This is a genomic window from Hwanghaeella sp., from assembly GCF_965227365.1.
Lineage (GTDB): Bacteria > Pseudomonadota > Alphaproteobacteria > UBA8366 > Aestuariispiraceae > Hwanghaeella.
Map to the genome: position 1 here is coordinate 3,192,648 of NZ_OZ245754.1, position 17,122 is coordinate 3,209,769.

Sequence of the window (17,122 nt, forward strand, 5' to 3'; positions counted from 1 at the left end):
TCCCGCTATGTGTTTCGACAGGTCCCGGCGCCCGATGAGCAAGACGACAATTCACTGGTTCAGGCGTGACCTGCGTTTGCGGGACAATCCGGCGCTGTCCGATGCGGCGCAGGAGGGATCGGTAATCTGCCTATTCATCTTGGATGATGAAGATGCCGGGACGCAGGCTACCGGCGCGGCCAGTCGATGGTGGCTGCACCACAGCTTGGCCGCCTTAACCGAAGCGCTGAAGCAGCGCGGCGGCCGTTTGATCCTCCGCCGCGGCAAGGCCGGAAAAATCATACCGGACGTCGTTTCCGAAACGGGGGCCGACCGCATCGTTTGGAACCGGTTGTACGAACCCTGGTCGATCCAACGCGACAAGCAGTTGAAAAGCGATCTGACCGATCTTGGTATCGAGGCCGACAGTTTTGCATCCGACATGATCCGCGAGCCCTGGCAGGTGGAAACCAAGGCGGGCAAGCCCTTCTCGGTCTTTTCGCCCTTCTGGCGCGCGGTTCAGGACCAGGGCGACCCTCCCTCTCCCCTTCCCATACCGGACCGGATCTATTTTCACACTGGACACGTCACGACGGATCGGTTGGAGGATTGGGGGCTTTTGCCAACAAAACCAAACTGGGCCGCTGAATTCGAAGCAACCTGGACACCCGGCGCGGACGGCGCGGCGGCACGGATGGCCGAGTTTCTGTCCGGCCCGGTGAACGACTACAAGGATGGTCGTGATTTCCCGGCGCGCGGCGCGACCTCATTGATGTCCGCGCCCCTGCATTTCGGGGAAGTCAGCCCACGGCAGGTATGGCACGCGACCCGGTCGGCGATGGAAGCCGGTGACGTGCGCGACGCCGCGGGCTGGTCCTTTCTGCGGGAATTGGGCTGGCGCGATTTCAACCGCCACCTGCTTTTCTATAACCCACATACGGTAACCGAGAATTTCCGGGACAATTTCGATTCGTTTCCCTGGCGCGACGACGAGACGGCATTGGAAGGCTGGACCCGGGGACGGACAGGATACCCGCTGGTCGATGCTGGAATGCGTGAATTGTGGCGCACCGGCATCATGCACAATCGGGTGCGAATGGTTGTCGCTTCCTTTCTGGTGAAACATCTGTTGATCGACTGGCGCCAGGGCGAAGCGTGGTTCAGAGACACCCTGGTTGACGCGGACCTCGCGAACAATGTCGGCGGCTGGCAATGGACGGCAGGCTGTGGGGCGGATGCCGCGCCCTATTTCCGGATTTTCAATCCGGTGGCCCAGGGTGAGAAATTCGATCCGAAAGGCGACTACATCCGCCGCTGGGTCCCCGAACTGGGCGCCCTGCCGGACAAATACCTGAACAAACCTTGGGAAGCGTCGGACAAGGTTCTCGCCGAAGCCGGCGTCGCACTCGGCAAGACATACCCGAAACCCATTGTCGACCATGCCGACGCTCGGAAGCGCGCCCTTGCCGCCTTCGAAGAGACCAAGTTGAAGCAAGAGACCAATTAATAGATCGGAGCAGCCTGACCCATGCGTATCGCTATTATCGGTTCCGGGATCGCCGGATTGGGCGCGGCCTACCTGTTGAACAAGGATCATCAGGTCACGGTCTACGAGCGCAACTCATATGCCGGCGGCCATTCCAACACGGTGGATGTGCCGATACGGACCAGACAGGGTGAGACGAAGATGCCGGTGGATACCGGCTTCATCGTCTTCAACGAGCGGACATATCCCAACCTTCTCGGCCTGTTCGATCATTTGAGCGTGCCGGTGAAGAAGACGGACATGTCCTTTGCGGTGTCGATCGACAAAGGCCGTATCGAATACGGCGGCAGCAGTCTCGCGACACTTTTCGCCCAGCCCCGAAACCTTTTCTCGCCCCGCTTCCATCGCATGCTGCGTGATCTGCTGCGATTCTACCGGCACGCGCCGGAATTGCTGGACCACCCGAACGCGGATCGAATCAGCCTGGGCGATTATCTCGATTTCGGCGGCTACGGTGACGCCTTCGCACGCGACCATCTTCTGCCGATGGGGGCGGCGATCTGGTCCTGTTCCACCGAGAGCATGCGGGACTTCCCGGTCAATTCCTTCATCCGTTTCTTCGTCAATCATGGTCTGCTGGAGTTGAAGGAGCGCCCCCAGTGGTGGACGGTCGATGGCGGCAGCCGGGAGTATGTGAAGCGCATCCGTAACCAGCTGTCCGACGACGTGCATATCGGACGGCCGGCGCGGTCGGTTCGGCGTGTATCCGGCGGTGTGGCTGTCCGGGACGACGACGGCATTGAACAGCTATACGATCAGGCAGTGCTGGCCTGTCACGGCGACGAAGCCTTTCGATTGCTTGAAGATAAGAACGATCTTGAAGGGGAAATCCTGGGCAGCTTCCGATACCAGAAGAACGAAGCGGTCCTGCATATGGACCGGGCACAAATGCCGAAGCGCCGCCTCGCCTGGTCCAGTTGGAACTACCTCGCCGACAGCAAGAGCGATGGACACCGGCAGGTGGCGGTAACCTACTGGATGAACCGGTTGCAGCATTTGAACGCTGCACACCCTGTCTTTGTTACCCTCAACCCGATTGAGACGATCCCGGCCGAGAAGATCGTCGACCAATTCGTCTACGACCATCCGATGTTCGACGCCGGCGCGGTCGCGGCACAAAAGAAACTTCCCGCGATTCAAGGGTCGGGCGGAGTCTGGTTCTGCGGCAGTTACTGCGGCTACGGCTTCCATGAGGACGGTTTGGCCTCCGCCGTCGCCGTCGCCCGCCGAATAGGGGCAGACATTCCGTGGGGGCACCGGCCGCATCAAGCAATGGAAGCCGTCGATGGCGGGGCCAGGCAACGCCCGGCCGTCGCGGCCTAGGCAGCCCTCATGGACGGATCCTTCCCCATCAGTCGACAGGCCTCCTCCAACCGGGATCGAACCCCGGCGCCCGGTATTCCCGCATCATCGCTCTATCACGGGACGGTGAGCCATAAGCGTCTCCTCCCTTTTGTGCATGAGCTGGATTACAGGGTTTTTTCCGTTCTGCTGGATATAGACCGGCTTGAGGAAACCGCCCGATCCAGCCGTCTGTTTTCCTACAACCGGGCCGGAATCGTATCCTTCCACGACAAGGATCACGGCCCGCGGGACGGTTCGCCGCTGCGCCCCTGGATCAATCGCGTCCTCTCCGAAAACGGATACGACTTGGCGGATTGTCCGGTTCGCCTTCTAACCTTTCCCCGTTTATGGGGATATGTGTTCAACCCCCTGAGCATATACTATTGCTACGACGCGGATGGTAGTTTGAAGGCAGTATTGCATGAGGTCAGCAATACATTCGGGGAATGGCACGGTTATCTTCTGCCGGCCGAACAGAACGGAACACACCCTATTTCACAACAGGCCCGGAAAATATTCCACGTATCCCCCTTCATGCCGGTCGATGGATCCTATTTTTTTACACTGATCCCGCCCGGAGAGAAGATTTCCACTCTGATCCGTTACCAGGATGCCGAAGGAAACGATCGGATGATTGCCCGGCATACGGCACGACGTTCCAAACTATCGGATTCCCACCTGATGGAAATGCTGCTCCGACATCCGATGATGACCTTCAAGGTCATCGCAGCGATTCACTGGGAAGCACTGAAGCTTTGGAAAAAGGGCGCAAGATTTCATCCGAAACCCGACCTGCCGCGTAACCGTATTACTGGCTGAGGAAATCAATTTTCTCTTGGCCGTCACACGGTTTCGAGAGAGAATTGGGGTAAGCATGTACGGTGAAAATGTCATGCAGGGTGTACGGGAATCCGAAACGCATGGGGCGGAAGGCCCCAGAACAGGCGCTGCGACCAAGCTGATGCTCGGCTTGGCCGACCGGTTCGAGACCGGTCGGATCCGTTGGGTCTTGCCGGACGGGACGGTCAGAACGACAGGGAAAGACGTCGGGTCTGACGGAGCGAGGGAAAGCGTCTCGGTCCATCTTCACAACGACCGCGTTGCGCGCAAACTGTTCACCGGCGGGAATATCGGCATCGCAGAAGCCTATATGGATGGCGACTATGACGCAGACGACCTTGCGGGTTTTCTGACGATCTGCGCCACGAACATTTCGGTTTTAGAGGCGACACTTCAGGGTCAGTGGTGGTTCCGAAACGCATCGCGGATCGTTCACTGGTTCAACCGCAACACGGAAACCGGCAGCCGCCGAAACATCCATTATCACTATGATCTCGGAAACAGCTTCTACGAACGCTGGCTGGATCCGAGCATGACCTATTCCTCCGCCGAGTTCCTGTCCGAGAAGGAAGACCTGCTTGTCGCACAGGAAAACAAGTATGAAAGGCTGGCCCAGCGCCTGGAGGTTGCCGGCGATCATCACGTCCTGGAGATCGGCTGCGGATGGGGCGGCTTCGCCGAGCATGTCGCCAAATCTCGCGGCGCAAGGGTCACCGCGCTGACCATTTCGGACGAACAATACGATTTCGCAGCCAGGCGCATTCAGCGCGAGGGCCTGGGCGAAAAAGTGAATATCGTCAAACGGGACTATCGGCACGAGGACGGAAATTACGACCGTATCGCCTCGATCGAGATGTTCGAGGCCGTCGGTGAGAATTACTGGCCGGTCTTCTTCGGCAAAGTGAAGGACCGGTTGAGCGACGCGGGGCGCGCCGCCCTTCAGATCATCACGATAGATGACGATCATTTCGACAGCTACAAGCGCCGACCCGATTTCATTCAGCGCTATATCTTTCCGGGCGGCATGCTGCCTTCGCCATCGAAACTGCGCGATCAGGTCCGTCAGGCGGGCCTGGTGGTCGATTCCTATGAGACCTTCGGTCTGAGTTATGCCCGGACGCTCGCGGAATGGAACAGGCGGTTTCAGGCCGCGTGGCCGGAGATCGCCGCCTCCACCGAAGGAAGTCGAGCCTTCGACATGCGGTTCAAACGGATGTGGGAATACTATCTCGCCTATTGCGAGGCGGGCTTCCGCGCGGGCGTGATCGACGTCTGCCGCGTTGCGATGAGCAAAGCCTGAGCGCAGCGACCCTGTTCCCCGCCATGCCTGAAAAACCTCTCACGCTGCCGCCATGGCGGCTTGCCCTTTACGGGCTGCCTGGACTTCCCTTGGCCGCGGCGACGCTGCCTGTCTATTTGCATATACCGACATATTATGCGGTGGATCTGGGGCTGGGGTTCACTGCGGTCGGCGGTATTCTTTTGGCGGCCCGTATCTGGGACGCCGTAACAGATCCGCTTGTCGGCTTTCTGTCCGATCGTACCAGCGGCCGGTTCGGACCTCGCAAGCCGTGGATCCTCGCCGGCGCCCTATTGACCGCGATCACCGGCTTCCTCCTCTTCGCGCCGCCGGAAGGCGCGGGATCAATCTATCTGTTTGTGGTGACGATCCTGCTTTACCTCGGCTGGACGATGGCTGTTCTTCCCTACAATGCCTGGGGAGCGGAACTGTCGGACGACCATCACCATCGAACGACGATCACGGCCTGGCGCGAAGGCGCGGTCATTGCAGGCACGTTGCTGGCGGTCACGCTGCCGCATGCGATGGGAGACACGCTTTCGGATGGGCTGGCCGGCCTTGGTGCAGCGCTGCTCTTGATGCTCCCAATAGCTGCAGTCCTCTCGGTCTCTTTCGTACCGGTGCCAACAGGATCAGGCCTCAGACAAAAATTAACGGCCCGCAAAATCGCGTCCGCGATAGGACGCAATCTTGCCTTCAGGAGGTTGCTGGCGGCCTGGTTCCTCAACGGCATCGCGAACGGTCTGCCGGCGACCCTGTTTCTCCTGTTCATCGCGGAAATTCTGAAAGCCCCGGAACACGCCGGTTTACTGCTTTTCACCTATTTCCTGTCCGCGGTTGCAGGTTTGCCGATCTGGCTGCAGCTGTCGAAACGGATCGGCAAGCACCGGACGTGGTGCGTGGCGATGGCCTGGGCTTGCCTTTGGTTCGCCAGCGCCCTTGCACTGGGCCCGGGTGATGTCTTCGCCTTCGCTTTCATATGCGTCGCAACGGGCTTGGCGCTGGGGGCCGATCTCGCCCTGCCGCCGTCGCTGCAAGCGGATGTGATCGACCTGGACAGGGCACAAGGCGGAGAGCGGAACACAGGTGCCTATTTCGCCCTGTGGAGTATGGCCCAGAAGATCGCCCTGGCGGCGGCGGTGGGCATTGCCTTTCCTCTGCTCGACCTCGCAGGATTCGAAACCACACCTACGGGATCGAGTGGTTCGACGGCCGACCCCGGATCCGCATGGTTGCTTCCATGGCTGTATGCCGGCCTGCCCATCGTGTTGAAGACGGCGGCCATGGCCATAATCTGGTCGCACCCGATCAGCGCCGAGACCCATGCAGATTTATCAAAAAAGATAGCAGCGAGAGATATGAAATGCGGATGATCCTGAACCGGCTTCGTTTCGTACCACAACTAATAGCACTGCCGATAATCGCCCTTTTGGTGGGTTGCACGAACATGAATGTCACGGATTTCAGAAGCGGAAAACCACGGCTCGTCCTTGAGGAGTATTTTGCCGGCCAGACGATCGCGGCCGGAATCTTCCAGGACAGGTTCGGCACCGTACGCCGTCAATTCGTCGTGGAGATCGACGGAGACTGGGACGGCGAAACCCTGACAATGGTCGAGGATTTCTCGTACAGCGACGGCGAGACAGAGCAGCGGATCTGGAGGCTGACGAAACTGGATGAGCATCGCTACGAAGGAACGGCCGAAGGGGTGGTCGGCAAGGCCAGCGGCGAAGCCCGTGGGAATGCCTTCAACTGGATATACACTTTCGACCTGAAGGTGGGAGACAGCACATGGCGGGTCGATTTTGACGACTGGATGTTTCTCCAACCCGGCGGTGTGCTGATCAACAAGGCGACCGTCAGCAAATGGGGCATTACGATTGGCGAAGTTACCCTGGCATTTCACAAGCCCGGTCAGATGACGGCGGAAAACGACAATACCGCCGCCTCCGCCCTCAGCGCCGCCGAGTAGCTTATTCTACACTCAATTTCGAGCGAATGGCGCGCAGCAACCAGCCAATAACGGGTAGGCGCTGATAGAATTGTTCGCCGGCGTCCCAATGATCGATATGGGCGACGACTTTCATGACCGCATCGAACTCAACCTCGCTGACACCGGTGATCGTCCAGTCGTTGCCTTTTCGGCCTTTCGGCAGAAAGGAAAAAGTCCAACGCAGATATGCTTTCTGACCTGTTACGGCGATCTCGGTAACGGTGAAGACGGGGCGGTCGACCGTCTCGAACATATGCTCGAAAATCCGTCTTACCTTGGTGACCCCCGATACGTCGTTGAAGGGATCCTTGAAACGGATATCCGGACGGCAAAGCCGATCGAGACTATTCAGGGTCTGGGGAGTGAGCGTTTCGAAAAATTCAGCCCAACGCCTTGCTGCCGCAGTAACGGCCTTGTCGTCAGCGTCGAGGGTCAAAGGCCAACAGCCTTCTTGATTAACGGGAAGTAAAGGCTGTCAGGCATCATTCTAAGAAGGTGCAGTTGCATCGCGAACCGCCGCGGGAAAGAGATCTCGAACCGCTCGGTCTCCAATCCACGCATGATTCTATCGGCCGCGTCCTCCACATCCATCAGGTACGGCATGGGAAACGTGTTCTGTTCCGTCAAAGGGGTCTTCACAAAGCCGGGGCAGATGACCTGCAATTTCACACCGAATCCGTCCAGCTCGGCTTTCAAGCTTTCACCCATCGCGATCACGGCCGCCTTACTGGCGGAATAACCGGCCGCCATCGGCAATCCTCGGAACCCGGCGACGGAGGACATCAGCGCCAGATGGCCTGTTCGCCTCTCGATCATGCGCGGCATGAGCGCCGCCAGCATATTGGAGACCCCCAGCACATTCACGTTGATCATGGCTTGGACGTCTTCGGCATCGAAACCATTGACCGGGGTCGGTTTGTAAGTGCCTGCATTCAGGACGGCCATATCGATCGGCCCGTGCTTGTCCTCTACCATCCCGACCGCGACTTCGGCCGACGCAGCATCGGTGACGTCCAAACTAACCGAATGGAAACTGTCTTCGCCTATCCGCCGCGCCAAGGCATCCAGATCGGATTCGGAACGGGCACAGCCGATGACGATATCGCCGCGTTCCACGAACATCCGAGACAATTCGGCGCCAATGCCCGAACTCGCCCCGGTGATCAAAATCCTACGGCCCATCGGTCAATACCTCCGTGATTTCCGTTTGCCCTTATCGAAGGACATAATCGAAGGTGCTGCCGCGATACCTGAAGGCGAGTTTCACCCAACGGTCGCTCTCGTCGTACCAGAGGTCGATATCCAGATCGCCCCGCATCTCGAACTTTTCGGCCCGAACCGTTCGCCCCCGCACCTCGGTCGTCTCGAAGCCGACGGACCGTGTCTCGACATCCAATACTTCGCCGTCCCGTGTCGCGAGCAGACGGTCCTGGTAGACGGTGCGTTTATCCCAGTAGGTGGTCGGGAACCAATCGGGCACCAAAGCCGCTGCCCCACCATTCACGGCAACCGACATGCCGTCGTCGCGCCTGTTCCCCGCGACCGTGTAGATATCCCCATCATCATTGGTATTGCTCAGGAAGGAGTCCAGGATGCCATTCTCCCAAAGCGACCGGTTCCGCTGTTCGTAGCGGTAAAATACAATCGGCCCCAACCCGACCTTCAGATCAATGGAGATATCGACTTTCGTGCTGTCCGCCTGTTTCCATACCGTCACGGTATGTTGACCGATATTCCTACCATCCATCAGAACATCGAAAACCAGTGTCTCGCTGGCCTGGGACTGAGGCGGCAGCGCTGCGAGAAGGTTTTCCGACACGTTGCTTTCCGCCCGCGGCGACGCGGCGAAGAACGAGGTCAGGAAAAGGGCAACCGTAGTGGTGCGAAGGCCCTGCTTGACGATGGGGACGGATATCATTTGCAATTCTTCCGCTCCGGGAGTTTTCAGCATTATTCACTCTTACGATCGAAATTCCGGATCGGATTGGTCCCCATGCGCGTTCTTGCCGCAGACGTCTACATTTTTAGAAACCCGGCCGTAACCGGCTCGTAACATGAAAAGGCTACTGTCCGCCCCGGCTTGGCGGACGGGTCGGGCCAGTGCCATGGTTGACCATGGTCCAAGCGTTCTTGAGGTATGCTATCATCTTATCCGGCCGGTGGACCGACGACGGGACAGCAAAATTCCCGCGCGGCGCTTGGGCCGTCCGAATAGCGAACGAACCGACCGCAACTGGACTCGGCAGACCATAAGCCCAACCCGTTGTTAACCCAGCGAGTATAGGCTAAACGCGAAGGAAGCATCAGATGCCGAAAACCACAAAAGACATACTGTCATTCGACGAATTCGACGAGCGCCGCAATCCGCCGCCCGCAGAAACCGATTTCAGCCAGATCGTCGATCGTCTCGTCTCCCGCCGACGTTTCCTCGGCGCGTCCATCGCTTTCGGGGCGTCCGCTTTCGTCATGGGGACGACGGCGCTGACACCGTCGCCTGCCGCCGCGGCCGGCAGCCGCCTCGCTTTCAAGCAAGTCGCCGCCAATACGCTCGATACCGTCACCGTACCGGAAGGCTATAGCTGGCACATCGTTGCCACCTGGGGTGAGCCGATGTGGTCGAAAAGCCTGCCGTTCGACGAAGCGACGCGCGGTACAGGCGCCAGCCAGGAACTGGCTTTCGGCGACAATAATGACGGCATGTCGATTTTCACCGACGGCGACCACACCATCCTGGCGGTCAACAACGAGTATACGAACCGCAGCATCATTCACGGCAACCGCGAGTCCGGTCTTGCCGAAAACGCGGACGATGTCCGCAAGAGCAAGGCCGCCCACGGTGTCTCGATCGTTGAAATCGAACAGAAGGACGGCCGCTGGAACATCGTTCTGGATTCTCCCTACAACCGCCGCATTACCGCCGATACGCCGATGGAAATTACCGGCCCCGCCCGCGGCCACGATCTGTTGAAGACCGCCGCCGACCCGTCCGGCACCAACGTTCTCGGCACCTACAACAATTGCGGCAACGGCATGACCCCGTGGGGCACCTATCTGGCGTGCGAGGAAAATTTCAACGGCTATTACGCCAGCACGGATCCCGAGAACAAGGTTGGCGATGCCTTGAAACGCTACGGCGTGGGCAACGAAGATTGGGGTTACAACTGGTGGAAGCACGACGAACGCTTCGACATCAGCAAGACGCCGAACGAGCCGAATCGTCATGGCTACATCGTTGAGATCAATCCCCTGGATCCCACCTCGACACCCAAGAAGCGCACCGCGCTGGGCCGCTTCAAGCACGAAAATGCCGCGGTCACCCTGGCGGCCGACGGTCGCGTCGTCGTCTATCTGGGAGACGATGAGCGCGGCGAATTTCTCTACAAGTTCGTTTCCGAAGGCAAATATGCCGTCGGCGGCGACAACAGTGACCTGCTCGACGCCGGCACGCTCTACGTTGCGAAGTTCAGCGACGACGGCAAGGGTGAATGGGTTGCCCTGACGCCGGAAAGCACCGGCATGGCCTCGCAAGCGGAAATCTGCATCCATACGCGCATGGCCGCCTCCGCCGTCGGCGCTACCACGATGGACCGTCCGGAATGGGTTGCCTGCAACCCGAACCGGGTCGAAGCCTATTGCGCCCTGACCAACAACAAGAACCGCGGCGTCAAGCCGAATGCCGGTGGTGACGACACGCCTGTCAACGGCCCGAACCCGCGTGAGAAGAACCTGTACGGTCAAGTCGTTCGCTGGGTTCCGGTCAATGGCGACCACGCAGCAGAGCGTTTCGAATGGGATCTGTTCGTGACCGCGGGCAACCCGGTCGTCCATACGGGCCCGGAAGCCGGATCCGCCAACGTCAACGCGGACAACATGTTCAATTCGCCGGACGGCCTTGGTTTCGATACCACCGGCTTGCTGTGGATCCAGACCGACGGGAACTACAAGAACACGGACGGCTTTGCCGGTCATGGCAACAACCAGATGCTGGTCGGCGATCCGGACACGGGTGAGATCAAACGCTTCATGGTCGGCCCGAAGGAATGCGAGATCACCGGCATTACCTGGAGCGCGGATCGCAAAACGCTGTTCGTCGGCATCCAGCATCCGGGTGAGAAAGGCGGCAGCCACTATCCGGGCGGCGGGTCCTCCGTACCCCGGTCGACCGTCATCGGAATCACCCGCGACGACAACGAACTGATCGGCTAAACGCCGTTCGGCAGTTTATCCCCGTCCTTCGGGACGGGGCATGGACGGCGCCCCCATGGGCCTCAGGGGGCGCCCTTCCATTTTCGGGCCCAACCTCCAGCTTTCTAACCCGGCGTTCAGCCGCACAGGGTGCCCATACGAATTTTGTTGCACCGCAACGAGAAAGATGGTCTACAGAGGCCACTTCGCGCCGCGCGTGGAAAACGTTCGATCGTTGGCGGCGCTTGATGCATGTTTCCGATCGTCTTTTAACGAATGCGTCGTGACCCTGCATCCCGCTCTCAGCGCAATAGCGCCAGATAGCGCCAGAAACCCGGCGGCTGATCTACGCAAGCTTCCCAAATTTGAACAGTACCCTCGCAGGCCGGGCGACTCCGTTCGCGTGCCCTGCAGATAAGGATTTTTGTTGAAAACGTTCCAAGACCTTGGCCTCGCCGAGCCCATTCTTCGTGCCGTCCAGAAAGAAGGCTACGAAAACCCCACCCCGATTCAGGCCGACGTGATTCCGGCGATGATGAACGGGAAGGACGTTCTGGGGATCGCCCAGACCGGTACCGGCAAAACAGCCGCTTTCGTGCTGCCGCTGCTGCATTGGATTCGCGAAAGCAAGGACCGCCCCGTGAAACGCGGTTGTTCCGCCCTGATCCTGGCGCCGACGCGCGAATTGGCCGCCCAGATCAATGACAGCATTCGGACCTATGCCCGTTTCATGCGTTACTCGACCGCTCTGGTCGTCGGCGGCGCCCGTCCGGGTCCGCAGGTCCAGGCGATCGCCCGCGGTGTCGACATCATCGTCGCCACCCCCGGCCGCTTGATGGACCATATGGCCACCGGCAAGGTGCGTCTGGACTTCGTCGAAAGCTTCATCCTGGATGAAGCGGACCAGATGCTGGACATGGGCTTCATGCCGGCGATCCGGAAAATCGTCGCGGAACTGCCGCGCGATCGTCAGACCGTGCTGTTGTCGGCCACCATGCCGAAACCGATCCGTGCACTCGCCCAGGATATCCTGATCGAGCCAGAAGAGATTTCCGTCGCCCCCGCGTCGCGGCCGATCGAGCAGATCGACCAGCGCATCATGCATGTTCAGAAAACCGCCAAGCGGGATACCCTGGTGGACATTCTGCGGGGTGAGGATGTGGAGCGCACGGTCGTCTTCACCCGAACCAAGCGAGGCGCAGACAAGGTTTGCCAACATCTTGAAAAAGCCGGCTTGGCCGCAGCCGCCATCCATGGCGACAAGAGCCAGGGTCAGCGCGACCGCGCCCTGCAGGCATTCAAGAAAGGCAAAGTACCGACGCTGGTGGCAACGGATATCGCCGCCCGCGGCATCGACATCGACGGCGTCACCCATGTGGTCAACTTCGAACTGCCGAACATTCCGGAAGCCTATGTCCATCGTATCGGCCGGACAGGACGCGCCGGGAAGAGCGGCATTGCCATATCGCTTTGCGATCACACGGAAAAAGGCCTTCTGCGGGACATCGAACGCCTGATCGGTCGCCGCTTGGGCGATCAGGACGGCAATGAACCGGTGGCTGAAGACCGGCCGCGTGGACCGAAAGGCAAGCGCCCCGGGAATCGCGGCGGCTTCGGGGGCAAACCCAATCCGAAAAACCGCAATCGCAACCGGAACAAGAAGCCGCAGCAACGTCGTGGCCCCGCCGCCCCGGCAGCCGCCGCGGCGCCTGTCGCACAGGCCGTGCCGGACGGCACCCAAGGCTTGCGGCGCAAGTAACGGTCGGACAGAGTGGGGCGGTATCCAATTACGGTGCCGCCCCATGCCGATCGAAGTCCATTACGACCAACAATCGAGAACTTTGTACGCCCGAGTCATCGGTGTACCGGTGCCGGACGACGTCATTTCATCTTTCGCGAAGGTGAAAGCGACAGGCACAATCCCGGTCGACGCCGACGTGATCTGGGACATGCGGGCAATGGATTTCACCTCCCTGACGATCGAGCTGCTGCGGGATATCGTCAAACGTCGGCGAAAATTGAACACCTACCGAAACAATTGCGCCTCGGCCTACGTGGTACTTGGTCCGCAGGAAGAGCGTATGGTGCGACTGATGATCGCCGTTTCAGTCGGCGTGCAACGACGCGAAGCTATTTTCCGCAATATGAATGAAGCACGGGCTTGGATTGCGACCACCAGGATGGAAGGGGACAACGCCTTTTAACGGCCGCTGCCCTCGCTTCCAGGTCCGGTTACTCCGCAGCCAGCGCAACCGGCGTGCCGAAACCGCCACCGCCCGGTGTTTCCACGCAACCGACATCGCCTGCTCTCACGGGTTGGATATCGGCATGCTTCATTTCCAGAACGGTGCCGTCGCTGCGTTCTATCCAGGTCCGGCCAAGCGCGCCTGGCTCTCCGCCTGCCATGCCGTATGGCGGCACGATGCGGTGGTTCGAAACAATCGTCAGGTCCATGTCTTCCAGGAACCGGATACGACGCCGTGTGCCGTTGCCGCCGCGGTGTTTGCCGCGACCGCCCGATCCATCCCGGATCAAGAATTCCTCAAGGATTACCGGGTACCGGAATTCCAAGACCTCCGGGTCTGTCAGGCGCGCATTCGTCATATGTGTATGCACGGCATCGGTCCCATCGAAATCCGGCCCGGCGCCGGACCCACCGCAGATCGTCTCATAATACTGGTACCGCGCATTGCCGAAGATGAAGTTGTTCATCGTTCCCTGAGCCGCGCCCATGACGCCGAGCGCGCCGTAGAGGGCATCGGTAACGGCCTGCGAGGTCTCGACATTTCCAGCCAAAACAGCAGACGGGTATTGCGCCTTCAACAAACAGTTTTCCGGCAGAATGATCTCGATCGGCTTCAGGCATCCTTCATTCATGGGGATGTTGTCGTCAACGAGGGTGCGGAAGACATAGAGCACAGCCGCCCGGCAGACCGCCGAGGGTGCATTGAAGTTGTTCGGCATCGCGCCGGAGGTTCCGGCGAAGTCCAACACCGCGGAACGGTTCTTTTGATCGACGGTAATCTTCACCTTGATCTGACCGCCATTGTCCATCGGATAGGTGAATTCCCCATCCTTGAGCGCACCGATCACGCGTCGGACGGACTCTTCGGCATTGTCCTGAACATGTTTGGTATAGGCCTGCACGACATCCCATCCGAAATGGGCGATCATCTTGTGCAGTTCCTGGATCCCCTTCTCGTTTGCCGCCTGCTGGGCAATGAGATCCGCCATATTCTTATCGGGCACCCGGCAGGGATACTTTCCACCGGTTAGGACTTCCCGCATTTCCTTGTCCCGGAATGTCCCCTGATCGACCATCTTGAAATTGTCGATCAGGACGCCCTCTTCCTCGATATGCGTGGCGTCCGGCGGCGCGGACCCCGGGGTTCGCCCGCCAATATCCTCATGGTGGCCACGGCTGGCCACGAAGAAACGGATTACGTCCTCCTTCTCGTCGAAGACCGGCGTTACCACGGTCACGTCCGGCAAATGCGTGCCGCCGTTATAGGGGTTGTTGAGGACATAGCTGTCGCCCCGCCGGATCACGTCATTGTTCCGCAGGACGGCGCGGATGCTTTCGCCCATCGAGCCCAGATGGACCGGCATATGGGGCGCATTGGCGATCAGGTTCCCATCGACGTCGAAAATGGCGCAGGAAAAGTCCAGCCGCTCCTTGATATTGACGGAATAGGACGTGTTCTGCAGCCGGAAGCCCATTTGCTCGGCGATCGACATGAAGAGGTTGTTGAAGACCTCCAACATGACCGGGTCGCTATCCGTACCAATGGCAACCGTCCGCTTTAACGGCACCACGCGCTCCAGCACAAGATTGCCCGTTTCCGTATAGGTGGCGCGCCAACCCGGCTCGATGACCGTGGTCGCAACCGGCTCCCTGATGACTGCGGGGCCGTGGATCTGGTTTCCCGGATGCAGCGCTTCGCGATCATAGACCGGCGTATCGTGATGGGCGCCCGCCATATAGGCCTGAACCGTGGCCAGCGGGGCCGGAAGGTCCCCCGAACCGCCGCCGGAGGGTTCACCGCTTTTTGCCTGAATACCGATCGCTTCAACGGCGGCGGCTTCGAAAATCAACGGCTTGCCCTGCATCAGGAAACCGAAACGGCTCTTGTAGGCCTCCTCGAAACTCCGTTGCATCTCCTCGATCGTGCCGAAAGGAACCTCGAGGGCATTGTCCGACCCCTGATAGCGGAGATGCACACGGCGCAGGACGGTGATGCGGTCTTCCGTAACGTCCTGCCTGGACAGTTCGTCATGCGCTTCCGCCGCAAGGCCATCCAACACCGACCCCACCTGCGCCCGGGAGTCCGACCCGAGTTCCAGTTCGATCGATTGTTCACGCAATGCCCGAACATCGGCCAAGCCCATTCCATATGCGGACAGAACGCCGGCGAAGGGATGCAACAGAACGGATTTCATACCCAAGGTGTCGGCGATCAGGCAGGCATGCTGCCCGCCAGCGCCGCCGAAACTGACCAGGGTGTATTCGGTGACATCATAGCCGCGCTGAACGGATATCTTCTTGATCGCATTCGCCATGTTTTCGACGGCGATCTTCAGGAAACCGTCCGCTACCTCAACCGGGCTACGGTCATCGCCGGTCGCCTGTTTGATCTCAGCGGCCAATGCTTCGAACTTTTCCACGACCGCATCGCGATCCAGCGGTTGGTCCTGGTTGGGACCGAAGACCGGCGGGAAGAAATCCGGGGTCAGCTTGCCCAGCATGACATTGCAGTCGGTGACGCATAGCGGTCCGCCGCGCCGATAGGCGGCCGGGCCGGGATTGGCCCCTGCGCTTTCCGGGCCCACCCGATAGCGCGACCCGTCGAAATGGCAGATCGAACCACCGCCGGCGGCGACGGTATGGATCAACATCATCGGGGCGCGCATCCGTACGCCGGCGACCTGTGTCTCGAAGGCACGCTCGTATTCCCCGTCATAATGGGCGACGTCCGTCGAGGTACCGCCCATGTCGAAAGTGATGATCTTCTCAAATCCGGCGCGCCCGCTGGTCTGTACCGCTCCGACAATTCCGCCGGCGGGCCCGGACAGGATCGCGTCCTTTCCCTGGAAGAGATGCGCGTCGGTCAAACCGCCATTCGACTGCATGAACTGCAGACGCACATCGCCAAGCTCGTCCGCGACCTGTTCGACATAACGGCGCAGGATAGGCGACAAATAGGCATCGACGACCGTCGTGTCTCCACGCCCGACAAGGCGCATTAGCGGACTGGTCTGGTGACTGGTCGAAATCTGCGTGAAACCGATTTCCCGGGCGATTTCCGCAAGAGCGGCTTCATGGTCGCTGTATTTGTAACCATGGATGCAGACCACCGCGACGGCGCGGATGCCATCATCATAGGCCGCCTGCATCTTGGCCCGTGCATCCTCGGCATCGAGCGGGGTCATGACATTGCCCTGCGCGTCGACGCGTTCAACGATTTCCGCGACGCGTTCGTACAGCATTTCCGGCAGGACGATGTGACGGTCGAACAGATTTGGGCGGGCCTGATAGCCGATCCGCAGCGCGTCCCTGAAGCCCTTGGTTATGGCAAGCAAGGTGCGGTCGCCCTTGCGCTCCAACAGCGCATTGGTGGCGACGGTGGTTCCCATCTTCACCGCGTCGATCCGTTCGGCCGGAATCGGATCGCTCTTTGAAATGCCGAGCAAATCGCGAATGCCCTGGACCGCCGCATCCCGGTACGCTTCCGGGTTTTCCGACAACAGCTTGTGGGTGATGACATTCCCATCGGGCTTGCGGGCAACAATATCCGTGAACGTACCGCCCCGGTCGACCCAGAATTGCCATCCGTCCTTAGGCAGAGCTGTCGTATCCGTGGTATCCGTCGTCATCCAAACCCCCAGTGGAAAAGTCGCCGCGCGGAGACGTCATCGCGCGTTACCTAGAAGTCTT

General features: G+C 59.7%; 13 protein-coding genes. 9 read left to right on the top strand and 4 right to left on the bottom strand.

Annotated elements, in window-relative coordinates; all coding sequences use genetic code 11:
• The first annotated feature begins 34 nt into the window (after positions 1 to 34).
• Genes ACQK2G_RS14640 through ACQK2G_RS14665 form a run of 6 tightly spaced genes read left to right on the top strand, consistent with a single transcriptional unit; the run spans position 35 to position 6,981 of the window.
• Positions 35 to 1,486 (top strand): cryptochrome/photolyase family protein, encoded by a 1,452-nt coding sequence (locus ACQK2G_RS14640; RefSeq protein WP_425405779.1) that lies wholly within the window; start codon positions 35 to 37, stop codon positions 1,484 to 1,486.
• A gap of 21 nt (positions 1,487 to 1,507) precedes the next feature.
• Positions 1,508 to 2,848, top strand: a complete 1,341-nt coding sequence (locus tag ACQK2G_RS14645) for an NAD(P)/FAD-dependent oxidoreductase (RefSeq protein WP_425405780.1) — start codon at positions 1,508 to 1,510, stop codon at positions 2,846 to 2,848.
• Between the two features lie 9 nt (positions 2,849 to 2,857).
• Positions 2,858 to 3,688 carry a DUF1365 domain-containing protein gene (locus ACQK2G_RS14650; protein WP_425405781.1) on the top strand — a complete coding sequence of 277 codons (831 nt, stop codon included), beginning with the start codon at positions 2,858 to 2,860 and terminating at the stop codon, positions 3,686 to 3,688.
• Positions 3,689 to 3,743: 55 nt separating this feature from the next.
• Positions 3,744 to 5,009, top strand: coding sequence for a class I SAM-dependent methyltransferase (locus ACQK2G_RS14655; RefSeq protein WP_425405782.1), 1,266 nt, complete (start codon positions 3,744 to 3,746; stop codon positions 5,007 to 5,009).
• 23 nt (positions 5,010 to 5,032) lie between these two features.
• Entirely contained in the window at positions 5,033 to 6,382 is a 1,350-nt protein-coding gene (locus tag ACQK2G_RS14660) for an MFS transporter (RefSeq protein ID WP_425405783.1), read from the top strand.
• Entirely contained in the window at positions 6,379 to 6,981 is a 603-nt protein-coding gene (locus tag ACQK2G_RS14665) for a DUF3833 domain-containing protein (protein ID WP_425407649.1), read from the top strand. The genes ACQK2G_RS14660 and ACQK2G_RS14665 overlap by 4 nt, the downstream gene beginning before the upstream one ends.
• Before the next feature lies 1 nt (position 6,982).
• Here ACQK2G_RS14665 and ACQK2G_RS14670 read toward each other — a convergent pair whose 3' ends face one another.
• The 3 genes from ACQK2G_RS14670 to ACQK2G_RS14680 are packed head-to-tail and all read right to left on the bottom strand — an operon-like array spanning position 6,983 to position 8,953.
• Positions 6,983 to 7,438 (bottom strand): nuclear transport factor 2 family protein, encoded by a 456-nt coding sequence (locus ACQK2G_RS14670; RefSeq protein ID WP_425405784.1) that lies wholly within the window; start codon positions 7,436 to 7,438, stop codon positions 6,983 to 6,985.
• On the bottom strand, positions 7,435 to 8,184 hold the full coding sequence (locus ACQK2G_RS14675) for an SDR family NAD(P)-dependent oxidoreductase (protein ID WP_425405785.1): 750 nt from the start codon (positions 8,182 to 8,184) through the stop codon (positions 7,435 to 7,437). The genes ACQK2G_RS14670 and ACQK2G_RS14675 overlap by 4 nt, the downstream gene beginning before the upstream one ends.
• A 31-nt stretch (positions 8,185 to 8,215) precedes the next feature.
• Positions 8,216 to 8,953: a DUF6134 family protein gene (locus ACQK2G_RS14680; RefSeq protein ID WP_425405786.1), complete on the bottom strand. Its 738-nt coding sequence runs from the start codon at positions 8,951 to 8,953 to the stop codon at positions 8,216 to 8,218.
• 356 nt (positions 8,954 to 9,309) lie between these two features.
• On the opposite strand from ACQK2G_RS14680, the gene ACQK2G_RS14685 reads away from it, so the two are divergent.
• The 3 genes from ACQK2G_RS14685 to ACQK2G_RS14695 all read left to right on the top strand — a co-directional run bounded on the left by ACQK2G_RS14685 (position 9,310) and on the right by ACQK2G_RS14695 (position 13,391).
• Positions 9,310 to 11,208, top strand: coding sequence for a PhoX family protein (locus ACQK2G_RS14685; RefSeq protein ID WP_425405787.1), 1,899 nt, complete (start codon positions 9,310 to 9,312; stop codon positions 11,206 to 11,208).
• Between the two features lie 406 nt (positions 11,209 to 11,614).
• Positions 11,615 to 12,946 carry a DEAD/DEAH box helicase gene (locus ACQK2G_RS14690; protein WP_425405788.1) on the top strand — a complete coding sequence of 444 codons (1,332 nt, stop codon included), beginning with the start codon at positions 11,615 to 11,617 and terminating at the stop codon, positions 12,944 to 12,946.
• A 43-nt stretch (positions 12,947 to 12,989) separates the two neighbouring features.
• On the top strand, positions 12,990 to 13,391 hold the full coding sequence (locus ACQK2G_RS14695; protein WP_425405789.1) for a hypothetical protein: 402 nt from the start codon (positions 12,990 to 12,992) through the stop codon (positions 13,389 to 13,391).
• Between the two features lie 28 nt (positions 13,392 to 13,419).
• On the opposite strand, the gene ACQK2G_RS14700 is transcribed toward ACQK2G_RS14695, so the two are convergent.
• The gene (locus ACQK2G_RS14700) at positions 13,420 to 17,061 is read right to left on the bottom strand and encodes a hydantoinase B/oxoprolinase family protein (RefSeq protein ID WP_425405790.1); all 3,642 of its coding nucleotides are present in this window, start codon (positions 17,059 to 17,061) and stop codon (positions 13,420 to 13,422) included.
• Between the last annotated feature and the right edge of the window lie 61 nt (positions 17,062 to 17,122).

Excerpts from the sequence above, each read along its gene's own strand:
- ACQK2G_RS14675 (WP_425405785.1), bottom strand. The coding sequence starts at position 8,184 with ATGGGCCGTAGGATTTTGATCACCGGGGCGAGTTCGGGCATTGGCGCC.
- ACQK2G_RS14685 (WP_425405787.1), top strand. The coding sequence starts at position 9,310 with ATGCCGAAAACCACAAAAGACATACTGTCATTCGACGAATTCGACGAG.
- ACQK2G_RS14665 (WP_425407649.1), top strand. The coding sequence starts at position 6,379 with ATGATCCTGAACCGGCTTCGTTTCGTACCACAACTAATAGCACTGCCG.
- ACQK2G_RS14700 (WP_425405790.1), bottom strand. The coding sequence starts at position 17,061 with ATGACGACGGATACCACGGATACGACAGCTCTGCCTAAGGACGGATGG.
- ACQK2G_RS14645 (WP_425405780.1), top strand. The coding sequence starts at position 1,508 with ATGCGTATCGCTATTATCGGTTCCGGGATCGCCGGATTGGGCGCGGCC.
- ACQK2G_RS14695 (WP_425405789.1), top strand. The coding sequence starts at position 12,990 with ATGCCGATCGAAGTCCATTACGACCAACAATCGAGAACTTTGTACGCC.
- ACQK2G_RS14680 (WP_425405786.1), bottom strand. The coding sequence starts at position 8,953 with ATGCTGAAAACTCCCGGAGCGGAAGAATTGCAAATGATATCCGTCCCC.
- ACQK2G_RS14655 (WP_425405782.1), top strand. The coding sequence starts at position 3,744 with ATGTACGGTGAAAATGTCATGCAGGGTGTACGGGAATCCGAAACGCAT.
- ACQK2G_RS14650 (WP_425405781.1), top strand. The coding sequence starts at position 2,858 with ATGGACGGATCCTTCCCCATCAGTCGACAGGCCTCCTCCAACCGGGAT.
- ACQK2G_RS14660 (WP_425405783.1), top strand. The coding sequence starts at position 5,033 with ATGCCTGAAAAACCTCTCACGCTGCCGCCATGGCGGCTTGCCCTTTAC.
- ACQK2G_RS14640 (WP_425405779.1), top strand. The coding sequence starts at position 35 with ATGAGCAAGACGACAATTCACTGGTTCAGGCGTGACCTGCGTTTGCGG.